This is a genomic window from Rhodothermaceae bacterium (assembly GCA_009838195.1).
Lineage (GTDB): Bacteria > Bacteroidota > Rhodothermia > Rhodothermales > Bin80 > Bin80.
In genome coordinates this window covers 148,098-166,559 of sequence record VXSC01000036.1, presented here as the reverse complement: position 1 = coordinate 166,559, position 18,462 = coordinate 148,098, and the positions used below count along the sequence as shown (strand labels likewise).

Genomic DNA, 18,462 nt, shown 5'->3' with positions numbered 1-18,462 from the left:
TGTCTAATTCTCTTCTTCAAGGATGGGGCCTAAGATCGTGCGCAGATGAGCGGTCGCACGGCTCAGTCTGGACATTACCGTACCTTGGGCGATTCCAAGTAGTTCGGCAGTCTCGATAACGGAGTATCCGTCAATCAACCGAAGCACAACGACTGCACGGTGGTGGGGTTTAAGTTGATTCATCGCTGAATTAATGAGTTGTATCCGATCAAAGCGTTCTGATTCAGAATCATAGGCTCCAGGTTCAGGAAGCATCATTTTTTCATCATCCCGGCTGATGAATCGTGAACGCAGGTTTTTTCGTCGTCGAAGAACATCAAGGGATGCATTAATCGCAATCCGTGTGAGGTAAGTACGACAGGCTGCCTCTCCGCGAAACCGGTGAAGTGTTTTATAAAATCGAATGAAGACGACTTGAACCACATCATCCACTTCAGAGGTGTTGCCAAGCATACCCGCGACGGTACGAGCCACGGTATGTTGATGTTGTTCAAGTATCTCACGAAATGCATTCTGATCTCCTTTTCGTGCGCGGTCAAGCAAGATTTCATCTGAAGAAATGGTTCCCACTTTTTCACGACTCAACGTTACAGTTCATTTTTCCTTGACACGAGACCATTTCTTCGGTGTCCTTTTCCCAACGGCAAGCGGATCTATCCATAATCAAAAGTAGAGGTTATGGGCGATCCTCTTGATTTCTGCGACGCATTTGTTGTCTTCGTTCTCGGGACTGATCGTCCATAAATTTTCGGTACGAGGTCATTTGCTCAGGCGTCAAAAGCGCTGCAAGTGCGGTTTCGGTTTCCTGGTTGATTGCCTGACGTTTGGCACGCATAGCTTGAAACTGGCCGCGACCTCCGCCGGGCTCAGGGCGAAGTGCCATCAAAGAATTTGTCCGAGCTTCCAAGATTGCACGAACCGCTGGGACCAGTTCATCCGCAACCTCAAGCGTGGAGATCAGTGTGTCAACGAGGGTCTCCTGCATTTCTGGTGAGTTAATGCGTGGCCCCCGTGGTCCTCGCTGGGCGAAACCACTCTGGACAAAAAGTAGTCCACTCAAGAGCAGAATAAAGCACGGGAAGTAGGATGTACGACGCATGAGTTGAAAAATATCAAATTCTTTAGCTGCTTAGACGATTCATCAGAAAAAATCTTCCCGAATTTGCGCGAAAAACGGATTTGCCAAGATTATCATTTTGTAAGCGGTGTAACCGATTGCCTGTCGTGTCGTAATTTTCGAAGAAATCAACCTACTGAAATACAATTCATCATGGCCTACAAAGGTACAATCGGAATCCTTACCGGTGGTGGCGATGTGCCGGGATTGAACCCGGCAATTCGTGCTGTCACCGTTCGTGCACTACGTGAAGGATACAGGGTACTCGGAATCAAGCGAGGATGGGCAGGACTGGTCGATCTTGTTCAGGATCCCGAGGTGGACAACTCAGGAAGTGTGCAAGAACTTAAGGAGTCCATAGTGAATGCAGCTGCACGCACAGGGGGGACATTCTTACATAGCTCACGCACGCGGCCAAGCCACCTGCCGAAGAGTACGCTGCCGGCACACTTGCGGGATCAGTTCAAGGATGAGATTAATGATGTCACCGCCGCAGTACTCTCGAACATTGAATACCTTGGCATTGATTATCTCATCCCAATTGGGGGAGATGACACGCTTAGCTATGGTTACCGCTTACACAAAGAAGGTGTGAAGGTCGTGGCAATCCCTAAAACCATGGACAATGATGTGCCCGGTACGGATTATTGTATCGGGTTCGGTACATGCGTGACCAGGACGATTGAATTGGCCAATACGCTGCGGACCTCCGCAGGGTCACATGAGCGCTTTCTGGTCATTGAAGTTTTTGGTCGTTATGCGGGTTATTCGGCACTTTTGCCAGCAATGGCTGGTGCAGCGGATCGCTGTGTGATACCCGAAATCGATTTTAATATGGATAAATTAACGGACCTGATGGTCTACGATCGGAATCGACATCCCAGCCGCTACTCTGTCGTATTGGTTTCTGAGGGGGCAAAAATCAGAGGGGATGATGAGATGTCCTTTCTGGGATCTGAGAAGGACCAGTACGGGCACGCGAAGCTAGGAGGAATTGGAGATCGGGTTGGCAAAGAATTGAAGGAGCGATCACCAACTTATAATCAGGGTAAACGGATCAATGTTGTGAATCAGCGACTGGGATATTTGGTGCGTTGTGGAGTGCCGGATGCCTTGGATTCTGTCGTACCGATGGCGTATGGTAATTTAGCTCTGGATTTAATTCTGGAAGGCACATCGGGGCGTTTGGTGAATATTCGTAATGGGGTGTATGGAAATATCTCGATGGAAGTCATTAACGGACCACACAAAGTGGTGGATATTGAAAAATTCTATAATGTTGAGCGGCTTCGTCCCAATTTCAAGGATCTCCAGGATGCCCCTCTGTTCATCATGAACTCCGATTAAGGACTCACAGCCCACCCCTTTACGGAGTAGACCAAAGCGGCAGACGGTTTCACTGGGTGCATGTCAAGACTTGCGGGGTTGTCTGTCCCCCCGAAAGTAAACAATTTTTCTTAAAAACAGTCGGAAAAACACAAAAATTTCCTGAATTGTTTGGCTATTGTAATTATTTTTCCTAAATTATTGCGGTCTTTACTTGCTTCGTCCTTAATAAATCTGGAAAACAATGCCTTATAAAAAACTTTATGCATTGGCAGGATTGGGTCTGCTGATGCCTTTCTCAGCTTTTGCCCAAGAAGCAGATGCAGTAGCTTCTATCAGCGGTGCAGATACGGCGTGGTTGCTGATTTCCACGGCTCTTGTTTTGCTGATGACCCCCGCGCTGGCGTTCTTTTACGGCGGGCTTGTCCGTTCGAAGAATGCACTCAATACAATGATGATGAGCTTTGTGGCTCTGGGGGTTTCCGGCACACTGTGGGCAATTGCTGGATATTCGCTTGCATTTGGCTCAGGGAATGCCTGGTTTGGCGATCTCTCAATGGCTTTTCTAAGCGGTGTTGGGTTGGATCCCAATGGTACAATCCCGGACATGCTTTTCATGGGATTTCAGGGAACGTTTGCCATCATTACTGCCGCGCTCATATCTGGTGCAGTTGTTGAGCGAATGAAATTTATCCCTTATGTCATATTCATTGGTCTCTGGGGGTTGATCGTCTATGCACCAGTGTGCCATTGGGTGTGGGGAGGTGGATGGCTCGGTGAACTCGGTGCCTTGGACTTTGCCGGGGGTGCAGTTGTCCATGTAAATGCAGGAATTGCAGCGATAGTGGCCGCACGGGTGCTGGGCCCGCGCAAGGATTATGGGCGGGAAGCACTTCTGCCTCATAATGTCCCCTTCGTACTTCTGGGGGCTGGTGTTCTCTGGTTTGGATGGTTTGGATTTAATGGTGGGAGTGCGCTTGCAGCAGATGGGATTGCTGCTCTGGCGCTTGTCAATACATTGCTTGCACCGGCAGCCGGTGTTTTTGTCTGGACTCTGTTGGATCAGTTTACCACGGGAAAAGTTACGGCCGTTGGCATTGCCACAGGCATTGTTGTTGGCTTGGTGGCCATCACACCGGCTGCAGGATTCGTGAGCCCCGGAGGAGCGATCATCCTGGGAGCAATTGCGGTAATCCCGAGCTATTTTATCATCAAATGGCGCACTAGAACAAGCCTGGATGATTCGTTGGATGTGTTTGCTGCCCATGGTATGGGAGGAATTATGGGAGCATTATTGACAGGAATGTTGGCAACAACAGCATTTGGAGGAGATGTTCAGGGGCTATTTTTCAGCGGGGATTTTGGACAACTTGGGATCCAGGCTTTGTCCGTTGCTGCCGTTGCAGTATATAGCGGCGGCTTGACATATGTCATTCTGAAGGTGATTGGATTAGTGGTTGGTTTGCGGGCTGAATCCTTTGATGAAGGCTTAGGGATGGATCTTGTGGCGCATGGAGAAGAAGCATATGCAACGGGAGAAGGGGCCGTCCTGCTTCATGAGACAGAGGCACCTGCACGCGTCAATGGTATCAAAAACGGCAACAAATAAAACATCAAATAAAATGAAACTCGTAAAAGCAATCATCCGGCCATCAAAGCTGTCGGACGTACTTCGTGCCCTCTATGCAGCAGATATTACCGGACTGACGGTTTCGAAAGTGCGTGGGCATGGCGGTGAAGTAGAAGTGGTAGGAACGTATCGCGGCACGACCGCGAAAATGGAATTAAAAGATAAATTCATGATTGACATCGGTGTCTCTGATGATTTTGTTGATGTTGCTGTGGACGCAATTTGCAGTGCTGCAGCCACAGGTAATGTCGGTGACGGTAAGATTTTCGTGTTCCCGGCTGAACGCGTAATTCGCGTTCGAACCAGAGAGGAGGATGTGGCAGCGGTGACTCCTGTACGTTGATCAGGGGAATGGTATCGGAAACTTATGGGGCTTGTCTGCACAGGTTTGTTAAACTGGTTGAATTTGGGATGACCAACCTGCGAATAAACCAATCACCGACTAAGGGTGTGGAGCCATGTCTGGAGTTGCCAAGGCAGGCAATGAGTAACGAATCCCCCATGAGCTCATTTTGTGTCACAGAGTGAGACACGATTTCCTATTTTAGTTTCGCATTCGAGCGAGTCAGAGTACCGGCCGAGGTCCCAGAGGTTTTTCTCTAGGGGCCTCGGCTTTTTCGTTCGCGAGGTTTCGGGACCCACGATGAATCCAACAGCGGCGCAAACAGAGGGTGTTTTGGAATCGTGAATAGTGGGCGTATTCTTTGCAGAGCAAGGCATGAAAGAGATGGTAATAATTGGGACCCCTTGGCGTGCTACTCGGTTGCAGGTGTAGTTTTGTACCCGATTTGGAATGGACGCATTGTATTGGATCAGTCTCATTGTTGGTGGAGTTTTTGTTTTACTTTCCTTGATCGGTGGAGGTGACTCAGATCTTGATGCTGACTTGGATGCGGACCTAGATGTGGATCTGGACGCAGACCTCGACGCCGATATGGAATTGGATTCGGATGTAGGAGCAGGTTGGGTTGACCTATTCTCAGTACGTACGATCTTTCTGTTTGCAGCGTTCTTTGGTATGTGTGGCGTGTTATTGCCTTTTGCAAACGTGAATGAAATTGTACGACTGTTCGCTTCGCTGGCCGTCGGCCTAACGGTTGGGATCGGCGGAAATTATGTGATCAAGCGTGTTGGCTATGCACACATTTCCAGTGAGGTTACATCTTCGGATCTCACTGGCCGGACCGCCAAAGTGATCATTCCATTTGGGCGTTCAGATGTAGGAAAAATCGTTTTGGTAACAAAAGGGCAGCGTATGCAATTCAAGGCGCGTGGATTTGAAGAAGCGGAAGAGGCCTTTGTTCAAGGAGAGGAGGTTGTAGTTGTTCGTATGGAGGGAGCCGTAGCGGAGGTATTGAAGACATAAGTTTTCCTAAAGCTGTGTCCTTAGATAGGCGGGTCGAGCACTCCGAGCGGACATGCCTACGGGTTGCTTCAGTTTGCATCTGCACTTGTCTCGCTCCGGTTCAGCTAGAAAATACTTGCGGGTCTCATATACTTTCCTCCGTGGTATTAGGCCGTAGACGTTGAAGAGCCATGTTTAAACGAACTAAAAGCTCTTAGCATAATTAAGAGTGTGATTCTCGAACTCAACCAGAATTGAAGTGTAGTTTTCGTACTCAAGGCTTGGAAGGTGCTTCATTCCAGTTGAGCCGCCTCTGTTATCATACAATTTCTCAAAATGGAAACAATCGTTGTTATTAGTGGAGTTCTCGTTACGGCAATCCTTGCAGTGTTTGGTATCGTGCGGGCAAACCTGAAAATCTGCCAACCTAACGAGGTTCTCATTTTCAGTGGACGCAGGCGTAGTACTTCAGATGGAACGAAGGTAGGCTACCGATTCATCAAGGGAGGGCGTGGGTTCAGAATTCCTCTTTTGGAGCAGGTTGATAGGATTCGCCTGAACACCATTCCTTTGGACTTGACGGTTCAGAATGCGTATTCCAAAGGAGGCATTCCGCTCACTGTGCGGGCGATTGCCAACGTGAAGGTCGCCTCCAACGAATCGGAGCTTGCGAACGCCGTTGAGCGGCTTCTGGGTAAAGACCCGCATGAAATCCAGATGATTGCGAAAGAAACCCTGGAAGGTAATTTACGGGGAGTATTGGCAACGCTCACACCGGAAGAAGTGAATGAAGATCGACTGAAATTTGCCAAAGAGCTCTTAGCCGAGGCCGACATTGACTTAAGTAACCTAGGATTACAACTGGATACCATGAAAATCCAGAGTGTCGAAGATGATGCAGGATATCTAGATGCAATCGGGCGTCAACAGTCTGCACATATTATTGCTGCAGCACGGGTTGCTGAGGCAGAAAAACGTGAACAGGCAAGACTCGCTGAAACGAATGCGGACAAGAGCATTGAGCAGGCAGAGAATGATCTGCGCATTCTGAAGGCGCAGTTATCGGCCAAAAGTGCTGCGGAGGAGGCCCGTATTGATGTTGCTGCCGAAGTTTCGGCCGCGCAGGCCCGGCAGCAGCTTGCAATAGAAGAGATAGAATTGGCAGAGAAGAGGCAGCGTGCAGATGTGGTTGTGGCTGCCGAGGCAGAGCGTCAGGCAAAGGAGGAAATTGCGAAAGGGAACGCCGCTCGAATCTTCGAAGATGGGCAGGCGGAAGTTGAAGTTCTACGCCAAAAACTCGCACTCTGGCAAGAGGCTGGCCCAAATGCCGAGCGACTATTTCTGATCCAAATGTTGCCGGATATATTGAAACAGGTAGTTCAGACTGTTGACAATCTTTCGATTGATAAACTTACAGTCGTTGACAGTGGCAATGGAACAGGGGTTCCTTCCGTGTTTAACCAGATTGCCGGATCTACCCCGGCTTTATTGGAGAGCCTCAAAGCATCAACTGGAATTGATATTGCTACAATGCTGAGCGGGGCATCGGGAGCCCCCGAAAAGGATGAGTAGATAGGCCGATTGGATGATCGGGAGGTGGGGAGGATCTGTGAAAGGTGCCTCTGTAGTTCTCCCGTTGTCCTGAATTAGCCTCGAAGTACATCGGGTCGAGGGCTTGGATGCCCCCGACCCGATGTTTGAGAGTCAGTTTTCAATTACGTTTCCTTCTGTATCAAGCTTTATGACCGGTCCGTAGCCCAGTTCTTGAATGCCAGACTCAATCACATCCAAATCTCCCACAATCAGCCAGATCATGTTGTTTGGCCTGAGGACTTCCTCAGCGGCTGACGCGATCGTGTCTACATTCAGGGCACGCACCTTACCAGGATACGTTTCATAGTAATCCTCCGGCAAATCATACTGGACAAGGTTCTGTATACTCCCGGCTACCGATCCGTTCGTCTCCCACAGTCCTGGGAGTGCCAGAGTCTGACTCTCCTGTGCTTTAAGGACTTCATCTTCGGTTGCCGGGTTGTCCCCAAGGATGCCCTCCAATTCTGCTTTGATCTCCATCATTGACTCCTTGGTCTTGTCCGTCTGTACGGGTGCATACACGAGGAAAGGGCGCTGCCCACGGGCAGCAAGCAATAATGAACTTGCTCCGTACGACCAGCCCTTATCTTCGCGGAGATTCATATTGATGCGTGAAACAAAAGCACCACCAAGAACTGTATTCATTGTCTCAATTCCAATATTATTTGGTGTATTCCGCGGAGGTGCAAGGTGGCCAGCCAGAATGATAGATTGTTGGGCCTCAGGGCGATCCATCAGGTAGACGCGTGAGCCACCTTCGTGCGAGACGGAAGCAATATTTTTTGACGGGACTTCCGCGGGCTCCCACTCACTCAAACGGGCTTCTAGAAGTGCTACGATGGTGTCTAAATCAATGTCTCCCACAACAATTATTGTTGCATTATTCGGTTTGAACCAGGTGTTGTGATACGTCTGGAGGTCCTCACGTGTCATGTTCGTAACGGACTCTTCTGTGCCACTGCCAGTCAGTGGGTTGCTATATGCATGATCTGTTCCGAAGTAGAGAGCTGGCATGACCCGCAGCGCCATCTGAACGGGATTCACTTTTTCTCTCTGAATTCCTGCCAGTCGCTCTGATTTCAGTCGGTCAAACTCTGAATCTGCGAAAGATGGATTGAGAATAACATCAGCAAAGAGATCTAAGCTCGGCTCTAGGTTGGCTGTCAGAGATACCAGACTTACGAACGAGCCGTCCAGACCGGTACCAGTACTCAGATTCGCACCAAGGTTTGCAATCCGGTCGTTGATTTCCAGGGCAGTAAGGCTAGTGGTGCCTTCGTCTAGCATGGACATGACCATACTAGCTGTCCCCGGGGCGATTCCTTGGTCCGAGGCATAGCCTGCGTCAAGGATCAGGGTGAGGTTAACGGAGGGGATTGTATTGCGTTCTGCTAAAATAATTTCCAGCCCATTGCTGAGAGTAGCCCGGTGTAATTGAGGGAATTTTACCTCGGGTTCCGGGCCAGTTTCGGGTAACGTTGACCGGTCCTGTCCTTCTGCTGTTGCCGCAAGTTCAGGGAAAGGATGGACTTCCATCACATAGACACCATCCGAGAGCCATTTTTCAGCTACCCGACGAACATCCTCGGGAGCGGCAGCATCTTTGTCGTTGAAAGATTGAAGGTATGCATCAGGGTTACCTCCGTAAATTTCAGAAGATGCTAGGATATCAGATTTTCCACCAAAGCCCCCAATACGTTCCATGCCATAAATGAAACTTGCTTTCTCCTGTGTGATGATCCGGCGGAGTTCTTCCGGCGTGGGTCCATCGGCAATAAAGGCAGCTAATTCTTCATCCAAGGCTGCTTCAACATCCGCAAGCGATAAGCCTGGACGGGCGGTTGCCTGAATGATAAACTGACTACCTATGCTGCCCGAATACAGGTAGGCATTGGCATCCGTTGCAATCTGATCCGTATAAACCAAGCGTTTGTAGAATCTTGAGTTCTTGCCGCTGGACAAGACGCTTGAGGCAAGATCTAGAAGATGAAAATCTTTGGCATAGCGTTCAGGCACATTCCAAACCTTGTAGATTCGTGCCTGTGGTACGCGATCCTGCATGGCCTCACGCTGTTCACCTGTACGCTTGGCGATCCACGTATCAAAGTGGGATACTGGTGGTCCAGGAGGGATATCGCCAAAATACTTTTCAGTCAGTGTACGAGCTTCATCCACCGTAATATCACCTGCAATTGAGATGACGGCATTATTTGGGCCGTAGTATGCTTTAAACCATTCCTGCACATCTTCCAACTCTGCAGCATTCAGATCCTCCATGGAGCCAATCACGGTATGGGCATAGGGATGCCCTTTGGGGTACGTAGCATCTGTAATATGATTAAAGACCTGTCCGTATGGAGCATTTTCTCCCTGGCGTTTTTCGTTCTGTACGACCCCTCGTTGCTCGTCAAGTTTTGCCTGATCAATCGCACCAAGGAGGTGACCCATTCGATCAGATTCCATCCATAACACTAGATCGACTGCATTTTTGGGTACAGTCTGAAAATAGTTGGTACGGTCCCTGTTGGTCGTGCCGTTCAGGTCTGTTGCACCAAGTCGCTCAAGTATCTGGAAGTAGTCGTCGTTAAAATTTTCCGAGCCATTGAACATTAGATGTTCAAATAGATGAGCAAATCCGCTGCGTCCTTCAGGCTCATTTTTAGATCCGACATGATACCAGAGATTCACAGCCACCAGGGGGGCCTTGTCATCTTCATGGACGATGACAGTCAGGCCATTGTCCAAATGGAATTTTTCGTAACTAATCGTAGGTATTTGCATGGTTGTCTCTTCCTGGGCCCAAGTGCTCGGTACGCACATCAGCAGGATAGCAAGAGTGAAAAAGCTAAATTTCATCGGATAAAGCTAAGGTTTGTAAATGGATACTACGCAACTAACCCTCTACGAAGCATAGTTATCAGGGTTTCGCGCTCTGCGAAATTCATCTCATACCTTGCGAGGGGACACCGTGGTATCATCATAACCATCCGGGCATTTTGCTGTTGGGAATCACATTTGCAGTGAATTACGCATCTGCATAAATCATGAATTACGTTTTATCACGGGATACCAGAATTTATTTATTCTTGCGGTGTGTCAACAAGTGAGTCCGGGGATTCGCCAAGACAATTATTTGCTCTCCAAACACTGACTCAGGGGGTGCCGGGTTCGCAACGTTGCAAACCCGTTCGACTCAATCACGCCTTAGAAGCATTCCCACGGCGTCTCCAGAAGAAGTAGGCCGCGACAGGGAACCCTGAAAGCACAAAGGATAAGTCAATCAAAGATTGCTGCCAGTCCAGTACGCCGCGAACAAGAATCAAGGCCACGAGCAAAAGTAGATAAATGGCGGGTAGAACGGGGTATCCCGGGACCTTGAAAATCGTATTGTCTTCACCCACTTTACGGTGTCGGAGCACGAATAAAGCTGCAGTAGTCACAGCATAAAAGATCAGAATGACAAAGACCATCCCTGTTGCTATGTTTTCAAAAGATCCGCGTACCAACAAAATGACAGTTCCCCATATGCATTGAATCAGGACCGCTCGGGATGGGGTGCGGTATTTTGGATGCACATAGTTAAGCCAACGAAAAAAGATTCCATCCTTTGCCATTGCATAATAGACTCGCGGGGCGGCGATAATCGTCCCGTTCACACTTCCCGTGGCCGAAATCATGACCAGAATGGCAAAGGCACCAGCCCCGATTGGTCCCAGAAGTACAATCGCCAGTTCTGCACCTACACGATTCGTTTCGCGAATCGCCTCTAATCCCAGAATGCCGTGGTATACAACGTTCGTTGCAAAGTAAATAAAAAATACGGTGATAAACCCGAGTAGCAATGCGCGAGGAAGTGAGCGGTTCGGTGTTTTCATCTCGCCTGCAGCATATCCGAGGCGCTCCCAGCCAACCATGGTGAAAAGGACCAGAAGGATTGAGTCGGCAATGCTGCCAGTGAACCCGAGCCTGCTTTGACTGGCAGCCGTTTCTCCGAGTTTGCTTTCTCCACCCGGCAATACAATCAGACCAATGATCACTAAGAGCAGCAGGCCACCTACCTTCGCAATCGTCGAAAAATTCTGATAGATTTTTGCGCGTTGAATCCCGGTATAGTTTAGATAGCAGAGGGCGGCAATGATGCATAGTGCTAAGACGGTTTCCTGCCAAGGAAGCAGATCTACGAAATACTCAAAGTAGGCAACCGTTACCAGAGTGAGGCCTGCCACTGGGCTGGAACGGATGATAAATAGCTGGGCCCAGCCGAAGATGAAGCCGGCTAGGGGGCCGAAAGCTCGGCTGATGTACACGTATTCTCCGCCCGTAACAGGTAGACGAGTGCCCAACTCAGCATAAATGAGATAACCAACGAGCGCAAGTGCTCCACAGCCTACCCAAAGCCAGATGATCTGACTGAACGAGCTCATGTTCAGTGCAATTTGCTGCGGTACAGCAAAAATGCCTGCTCCGATGGTGATGCCGATCAGAACGGCAGACGTATCCAGTGTGGTCAGGGCACGCCGAAGTGTTTGAGGTCTAGAATCCAATTGCCCGTCCGTCATAGCTACGTGAATCGGCTGCGCCGTAAAGCGTGCCGCCTTGGATCATGATGCAATGCGCACGTCCCTGAGAGCTGCGGTAACGTACCCGATGGCCTTTGGCCTCATAAAGCGCCTGCGTATCGGGAGAGATTCCCCACGACTCAAAGCTTGTGATGTCTGGTAGCCACTGGTGATGAATTCGAGTGGCTTCTACGGCCTGAGCGATGTCCATCTCGAAGTTAGTTACATTCAGAATGATTTGGAGGACTGTATTGATGATCGTACGTCCGCCAGGGCTTCCCACTACGATGAATGGTTTTCCATCCTTCGCTACTATCGTAGGGGTCATGCTGCTCAGCATACGTTTTTGGGGAGCAACAAGATTGGGAGGCGTACCGATACGGCCAGACAAGTTTGTATTGCCTGGAACCGGATTAAAGTCGCCCATCTCATTATTCAACAAGAACCCGGTCCCATCTGCAACAATCTGCGAGCCATAGCTATGCTCAAGTGTATAGGTCAGCGAAACTGCATTCCCAGCAGCATCAACTACGGAGAGATGGGTTGTTTCCTCGCTTTCCATAGATAGATACAACTGACTGAGCTCTTCTGGATCACTCTCAGAAGCATGTTCTTCGTTGATGGTAGCTCGAAGTTGATCGGCGTGAGCTTTACTGATCAAGCGCTGCACAGGCATATTTGGGTTGAAATTTGGATCTCCCAGGTGCTCTGCACGATCGGCAAATGCACGTCGCATCGCCTCGGTTAGTAGATGCAAGTATTGTGCGGAGTTATGTCCTAATGATGTAAGGTCATAACCTTCCAGAATATTGAGCATGGTGATAAGTGCCACACCCCCGCTACTGGGAGGGCTCATTGAGTATATGTCATATTCCCCAAAGCTTCCGTGGACTGGAGGCAGTTCTTCTGCTTCGTACAGGGAAAGGTCTTCCGTGGTAATCAGGCCTCCGTGGCGGGCCATGAATTCGCTTAACAGCCGCGCAGTTTCCCCTTTATAGAATCCATCGTGTCCATGATCACGGATACGGGCCAGTGAGGCGGCTAGATCGGGCTGTTTCCAGATCTCTCCAGGTTTGAAAACCTCCGTGCCATCTTTCAGAAAAGCACGGCGGGTCGCTTCGTAGAGAGGATCCGATCTTTGTGCGAGCTGCTCCAGAAACCACTGCATAGCACGCGTAGAAGGAAATCCCTCTGCAGCCAGTTGGACCGCCGGTTCTACAAGTGTTGCCCAATCTACTGTGCCTAGGCGCTGATGGGCAAGCCAGAGTCCAGAGACTGTGCCAGGAACACCAACGGAAAGCGGTCCCTCATGATTGGAATCATCAATTATTTCACCGTCAGGTCCCAGAAACATGGTTTCTGTTGCTGCCAGAGGCGCTTTTTCCCTGAAATTGAGAGTAGTCACGTAGCCGTCCGCGCCATGATAAACCAGAAATCCTCCTCCTCCGATATTCCCAGCCGAGGGGAGGGTGACTGCGAGTGCAAACGCCGTTGCAATCGCGGCATCCACCGCATTACCCCCGCTTCGAAGGACCTCCATGCCCGCTTCTGAGGCTAGGTAGTGACTGGAAACAACCATACCACTGTCGGCTGCCACCGGAATCCGTCCAGACTGAGCCTGAGCTGATCCTGAGAATAAAATCAGTGCTGTAAATACGATTGCGCAATGATGCCTCATCTTCATTCGGGTTAGAATTGGGAAGAGCTAGATGTGCCAGGGATTCAACAAAGGTAATACATGGAGCCTTTCCGTGGAACCGTGTCTTTTTATTGGCTGCAGTGTATGCCGACGAAATCAGGGCAAATCCCCCCGATGGGTAGTTCATTCCAAGATCGCTGCAACCCCTGTGGAGATGTTTGGATGCAGTCAGTCGTCTTCTATCGCAGTAGAATCACGGCACGTATCGTCGGTGAACTCTGGCGCATGATGGACTGCATGTGAAAAGCAGCTTCCATCCGAATATTCAGTTGGGATCCAATTTGATATTCCGCCCCCATCTGTGTGGCTACACCATGCCCGAGTTCTACCCCGGTGTAGGGCATAATCGATCCATGATTGACGTTGAGTCCGTAACCGAGTCGTGATTGAAGCCGTGTTCCTGCATTCCTGTGCTTATACCGGGCAAGCCATCTGGTATCTTGCCAGATTTCCTGAAAATTTCCGAAACGTTTACCAGTTGATGAACGCAGCTCCAGATTTGGTCCTGTATTCCCACCCGGAGCATAGCGCAGCATTCCGCTAAACGCCCATTCGTCTATATCTCTTCCGTGAAGAACAAGGACCTGTCCACGTCCTGTAAACTGAATTCCTGCGGAGGGTAGCGAAAGGCGTGCACCGCCACCCATTTCCAGTCCCACCCCCGTTTGACCATCTCCGCTATCGCCGCGCAGCCCAGCCTCAGCGAATGGCTGAATTAGTCCCTGATCCGCAAGCCGAATTCGGTACGCTCCCTCAAGGGACATTTGGAAGCGATACACACTCACATCCAGTCCGCTAATGCGACTGGCGTTTTGGTCCAGGTTCATTTGTCCACCCCAGGCAGCTCCTTTGATAGCAAGAGAAAACCCACTTGGGGCTGTGATCAGGCCTAAATCAACCCCTGCTGCCAAGGCACCCAAGGAGGTATTTGCCTCCTCTGAGTTTAATTCAGAATCGGAAATTTCTACCTCTCCTGAACTGAAACTAACCATTGCCCAGACACCGGAGCGTGCATTCCAGGACCAGTTTATGTACGGGGTCAGCATATGGGCATTGATTTGGTATAGGCCTTCGAAGGGGGCCGTCAGAGCCGGTCGATTTGCGCTACCCCCGCTGTGTTCATAATCCAGATCGCCGTCAAACTGTGAGGCTGACAGCCCGACGAGAAATCGTCCAAACGACAGATCAACACCGCCATGAAAACCAGTGATGCTACCGTCGTAGCGAAGAGGAGAATCATTACTGTTACTGGAGAGAGCACGGTAGTCTGCATGTGCCCAAACGGTGATACGTTCTTTGATGCTGGCAGCTAGGGAAATACGATTGAGTTGCGAAGCCCACCGGGGTTTCACTGGATACCTACGGGGTTGATCGTTCTGCAATCGCATCGCAACTCTGGATAGTCCATTGGAGAACCCAGAGGTTTGGACAGAGGAGCCATTCTGAAATACTCGAATACGTTCGTGGACCGCTCCGACGGAACTGGCAATTATGGCCCTGGTTGCTTCGGGTAACAGGATTACATTCGCATCTGCGGCCCGTTTCGTTGCCTCATCATCATCCCGGAGCACAAGTGTCGCACGGATCGTCGTCCCCATATGCATGGCAGTAATCGTGACCGTTGCATCCGTTTCAGGAATCGTGTTCTGCACTGGTTTCAGGGTAAAGCTGCCGCTACCTGATTCTGCACCGACAGGCACTTCAATCTGAAAATCAGGGACGCTCTCAAAGCTGACTGTGCCGATGGTTGGCCCGGCGACTGAAAGGTCAAGAGTTTGGGTGGTTGCGTAGCGCGTATCTCCGGTGAGCGTAGCTGTCACATTCACAGTAGTTGGCCCATCACCTTCTATGATGATCTCAGGAGTAATTGCCAACTCAAATCCACCCGGAGATGCATCGTCATCCGTGAGCGAAAGCTCTGCAGTAGCTCCAAGATTATCCCCCTTTGCGGTAATGGTCAGGGTCTCATTAGATTCATCCAGTAGATTGTCTACAGGCGCTACAAGAAACATGGTCGAAGTAGACTCATTGCCCGCTGGAAGAGAAAGCACAGGTGGCAGGGTTAAAGAGAAGCCAACCACACCTGGCATACCGGAGCCCATGCCTTCAAGCGTCAGAGTTTTATCTACCCCATAGCGCGTGTTTCCGGCAACGTGAACCGTCAGAGTGACCTCCGTTTCGCCAGCATCCTCGGTTATGATCGTTGGATTCAGGGATACTGTAATTCCTGTAGGTTCGGCATCATCATTCTCAAGACGAATCATCGTTGTCCCCAATACGAGATCGCTTTCGCTGCCAATTGTGATCATTCCGTTCGGCTGATGGATATCATTATTTACCGGGGTAATCTCAAAGTCAACACTTCCCTTTGCTTCTCCTGGAGGGATCATCAGAGCCACTCCGGTGATTGGCAGGTATTGTACCGAATTCGACTCACCACTGTTGGTGATGTATAAAGGGATTTCGTGGCTGGTAGTATACCGGGTATTGCCCTCAACAGAGGCGGTCACGGTTACGGTAGTGGGGCCGGCATCTTCCCGGATGCTTTCGGGAGATGTGGTTAGAGTGACCCCTTCCGGTCTTTCATCGTCGTTGATCAACTGAACAACAACCGGTGCTTCGATGATCGCATCTGCACTGGATACCGTAAGGGATTCATCTGACTCGAACTCCAGATCATCAATTGGAGTTACGTCAAAGGTTGTAGTAGTTGTAAGGCGGTCCGCCTTGAAAATCAAGTCAATATCGGCTATCGGCTCAAAATCTACTGCAGTTGGCTGTCCACTTCCACGGATCGAAAGAGGAATGATTCGGTCTTCTGGGAAAACTTGTCCACTGGCGATCACTCCGGTCACCGTTACCGTTTGAGTCCCATTCCCTTCGTAAACAGTTGTGGGAGTCACAGAAAGTTGCACTTGACCCGGATCATCATCATCAAGAATCATAACGGTTGCACTGTTTGTCACCAAGGAACTACTACTTTCTATGAGCACCGATTCGTCGATCTCGTTCTCGGGATCATTCAAGGGCATGAGTGTAAAGGTTGTGGAAGCCGCAGATGTACCAGCACTTATCACAAGATCAAAATCTGGCACGGGTATGAAGTCAACGGCTTCTGCTCTACCGGATCCTCTGACCATAATAGGGAGTGTTTGATTCTCTTCCATGGACGGTAAGTTTTGCACGGTTGCAGTAACGGTTATAGTTGTTTCTCCGTCACTTTCCGATACGGAGCTTGGATCGGCACTGAGTAGGATGACAGGGGTGATATCGTCATCCAACAATCTGATGGTGGCAGATTCTGTTATAGCTGGATCTTTACTGGAAAGAGTGACGATCTCATCTTCAGTATCTTCGTCATCGTCAAGCGGCACCAGTTCCAGAGTTGCGGTGCTGATAGATGTCCCAGGAACAAAATTGATGAATAAACTAGAGATGGATGAGAAGCCGACTACATTGTCTCCTCCAGATCCGGTGACATCAATTGAGAATACTCTGGTTTCCGCGAAGGTCGTGCCGTTGCCAATCGTAGCCGTGAGAGTGACCGAAGTTGCCCCATCACCTTCGCCGATTTCGGATGGATAAGCCGCAAGGCGGATATTGCCGGGAGCATCATCATTATCCAGTAGAACAACTGTTGCCGATTCGTCCACCAGTGCACTGCTACTACTGATCGTGATCGTTTCGTTGACCTCATCTTCTGAGTCGTTGATCGGACTCAGGATAAATGTAGTCGTACCGCTGGATGCGCCCTGTGGGATCGTGAGGTCAAAATCTGGTACTGGCAAAAAGTCCACAGCTAGAGCAATACCAGAGCCAGCAACTGTGAGAGGGATCGTCTGATCCGTAGGGAAAATGATTTGGCTGTCCCAGTTCGCGCTGATGGTAACCTGTGTCGAACCACTAGATTCACCGACAGATGATGGAGACGCAGTCAGGGTAATTGAGGGTGTCGGATCATCATCTATTAGATTAATAATTGCCGATCCGGTCACAAAAGGAGCCGTACTTGCTACAGTAATCGTCTCATTCGCCTCATCAACTAGGTTGTTTTCGGGGGTAATTGTAAAGGTTGTGGTTGCGCTTGCTGTCTCTGCAGGAAGCGTGATATTGAAGCTTGCGACCGGCGCAAATTTGACCACATCTTGAACTTGTGTTCCGGTAACGGTAACAGGAATAACCCGTGTTGTGGCGTAAGTCGTGGGGCTGAGGATTTCAGCAAAGATGATGATTTCTTGTTCACCGTCCTCTTCAAAGAGCGCATTTGTGTTGGAACGGAGATTGACACCAGTTGGAGGGGCGTCGTCATCCTGTAGTGTAATCGGAGCGGCTGCTGAACTTACCAGAGAACTGGTGCTGGAGATAGTAATCGTTTCATTTACTTCATCTACCTGATCATTTTTAGGTGTCAGCGTAAAGCTTGTTGATCCACTCATTTCATTCGCCGCAACTACGATATCAAAGCTAGGGACACTTTCAAAATCAACTGCATCAGCCCGCCCGGATCCAGTCACGGTGATTGCCAGCGTCTGTGGAGTACTGTATGGCGAGCCTGTATTAAGTCGCGCCGTTACAGTCACGGTGGTTGGACCGTCGTTTTCGTTGAGTATGTCTGCGTCTGACTCCAGTGTGAACGTAAGGAGTTGGCCGTCGGAACTCACCAGGGAGGAGAACCGGAGGTTTGCCCCCGTAATCATCGTCGACAAGGTGTCCTCATCAACATAGCTGGAAGTGTGCTCAGTTGCGGGTAGGATGGAGTGAAATTTCGGCATTGGAGGTTGAGCACCCAATACGAAAATTGCCGAAAAGACGAGAACTAGCCAGGCCATCAAAGGCTGCCTCCCATTTTTTGTCAGAAAAAAAATGGATCGTAGCGGGGCAGGGAATTTGGAATTATGTTCGATCGTTTCTCCGGGTAAGATGGGTAAGGATTCTGTGAAACCGGAGAAATATAAAAAAGTCAGAGCATCTTGGATCTTTGATGTTAGGGTGGCCTTCACGGAATGCTCTTCATAGTTGACCGAGCTGGCACAGTCGGGATTAAAAGAGCATGATGATGTGCTCCGGGTTACGGGGCAGAATGTGGTTAATATTTGGCGACTATGCACTTAAGTATGTAATCGCCTTAATTTTCCCGAAAGATAGATGCGCGGTTTAAACTTCAGGGGTTAAATTTTTGGAGCCTCACCTTTT

Annotated in this window: 11 protein-coding genes; 5 read left to right on the top strand and 6 right to left on the bottom strand. The window is 49.7% G+C overall.

Features of this window, described 5'->3' with window-relative positions; translation table 11 throughout:
* Positions 1-3: 3 nt before the first annotated feature.
* Both F4Y64_08445 and F4Y64_08440 read right to left on the bottom strand, forming a co-directional pair.
* Positions 4-585 (bottom strand): RNA polymerase sigma factor, encoded by a 582-nt coding sequence (locus tag F4Y64_08445; GenBank protein MXX97624.1) that lies wholly within the window; start codon positions 583-585, stop codon positions 4-6.
* Positions 586-676: 91 nt separating this feature from the next.
* A complete protein-coding gene (locus F4Y64_08440; GenBank protein MXX97623.1) occupies positions 677-1,099 on the bottom strand; it encodes a hypothetical protein in 423 nt (140 codons plus the stop codon).
* 171 nt (positions 1,100-1,270) lie between these two features.
* On the opposite strand from F4Y64_08440, the gene F4Y64_08435 reads away from it, so the two are divergent.
* From F4Y64_08435 to F4Y64_08415, 5 genes are all read left to right on the top strand, one after another.
* Positions 1,271-2,464, top strand: coding sequence for a phosphofructokinase (locus tag F4Y64_08435; protein ID MXX97622.1), 1,194 nt, complete (start codon positions 1,271-1,273; stop codon positions 2,462-2,464).
* 223 nt (positions 2,465-2,687) lie between these two features.
* Positions 2,688-4,052, top strand: a complete 1,365-nt coding sequence (locus F4Y64_08430) for an ammonium transporter (protein MXX97621.1) — start codon at positions 2,688-2,690, stop codon at positions 4,050-4,052.
* Positions 4,053-4,065: 13 nt separating this feature from the next.
* Positions 4,066-4,416, top strand: a complete 351-nt coding sequence (locus F4Y64_08425) for a P-II family nitrogen regulator (GenBank protein MXX97620.1) — start codon at positions 4,066-4,068, stop codon at positions 4,414-4,416.
* Positions 4,417-4,866: 450 nt separating this feature from the next.
* Positions 4,867-5,439 (top strand): hypothetical protein, encoded by a 573-nt coding sequence (locus F4Y64_08420; GenBank protein MXX97619.1) that lies wholly within the window; start codon positions 4,867-4,869, stop codon positions 5,437-5,439.
* Between the two features lie 315 nt (positions 5,440-5,754).
* Positions 5,755-6,990 (top strand): flotillin family protein, encoded by a 1,236-nt coding sequence (locus F4Y64_08415; GenBank protein ID MXX97618.1) that lies wholly within the window; start codon positions 5,755-5,757, stop codon positions 6,988-6,990.
* 132 nt (positions 6,991-7,122) lie between these two features.
* Here F4Y64_08415 and F4Y64_08410 read toward each other — a convergent pair whose 3' ends face one another.
* From F4Y64_08410 to F4Y64_08395, 4 genes are all read right to left on the bottom strand, one after another.
* On the bottom strand, positions 7,123-9,867 hold the full coding sequence (locus F4Y64_08410; GenBank protein MXX97617.1) for an insulinase family protein: 2,745 nt from the start codon (positions 9,865-9,867) through the stop codon (positions 7,123-7,125).
* A 341-nt stretch (positions 9,868-10,208) separates the two neighbouring features.
* Positions 10,209-11,570: an amino acid permease gene (locus F4Y64_08405; protein ID MXX97616.1), complete on the bottom strand. Its 1,362-nt coding sequence runs from the start codon at positions 11,568-11,570 to the stop codon at positions 10,209-10,211.
* Positions 11,545-13,248 carry a gamma-glutamyltransferase gene (gene ggt, locus F4Y64_08400; protein ID MXX97615.1) on the bottom strand — a complete coding sequence of 568 codons (1,704 nt, stop codon included), beginning with the start codon at positions 13,246-13,248 and terminating at the stop codon, positions 11,545-11,547. Before ggt ends, F4Y64_08405 begins: the two co-directional genes overlap by 26 nt.
* A gap of 200 nt (positions 13,249-13,448) precedes the next feature.
* Positions 13,449-18,098, bottom strand: coding sequence for a hypothetical protein (locus F4Y64_08395; GenBank protein ID MXX97614.1), 4,650 nt, complete (start codon positions 18,096-18,098; stop codon positions 13,449-13,451).
* Positions 18,099-18,462 lie beyond the last annotated feature (364 nt).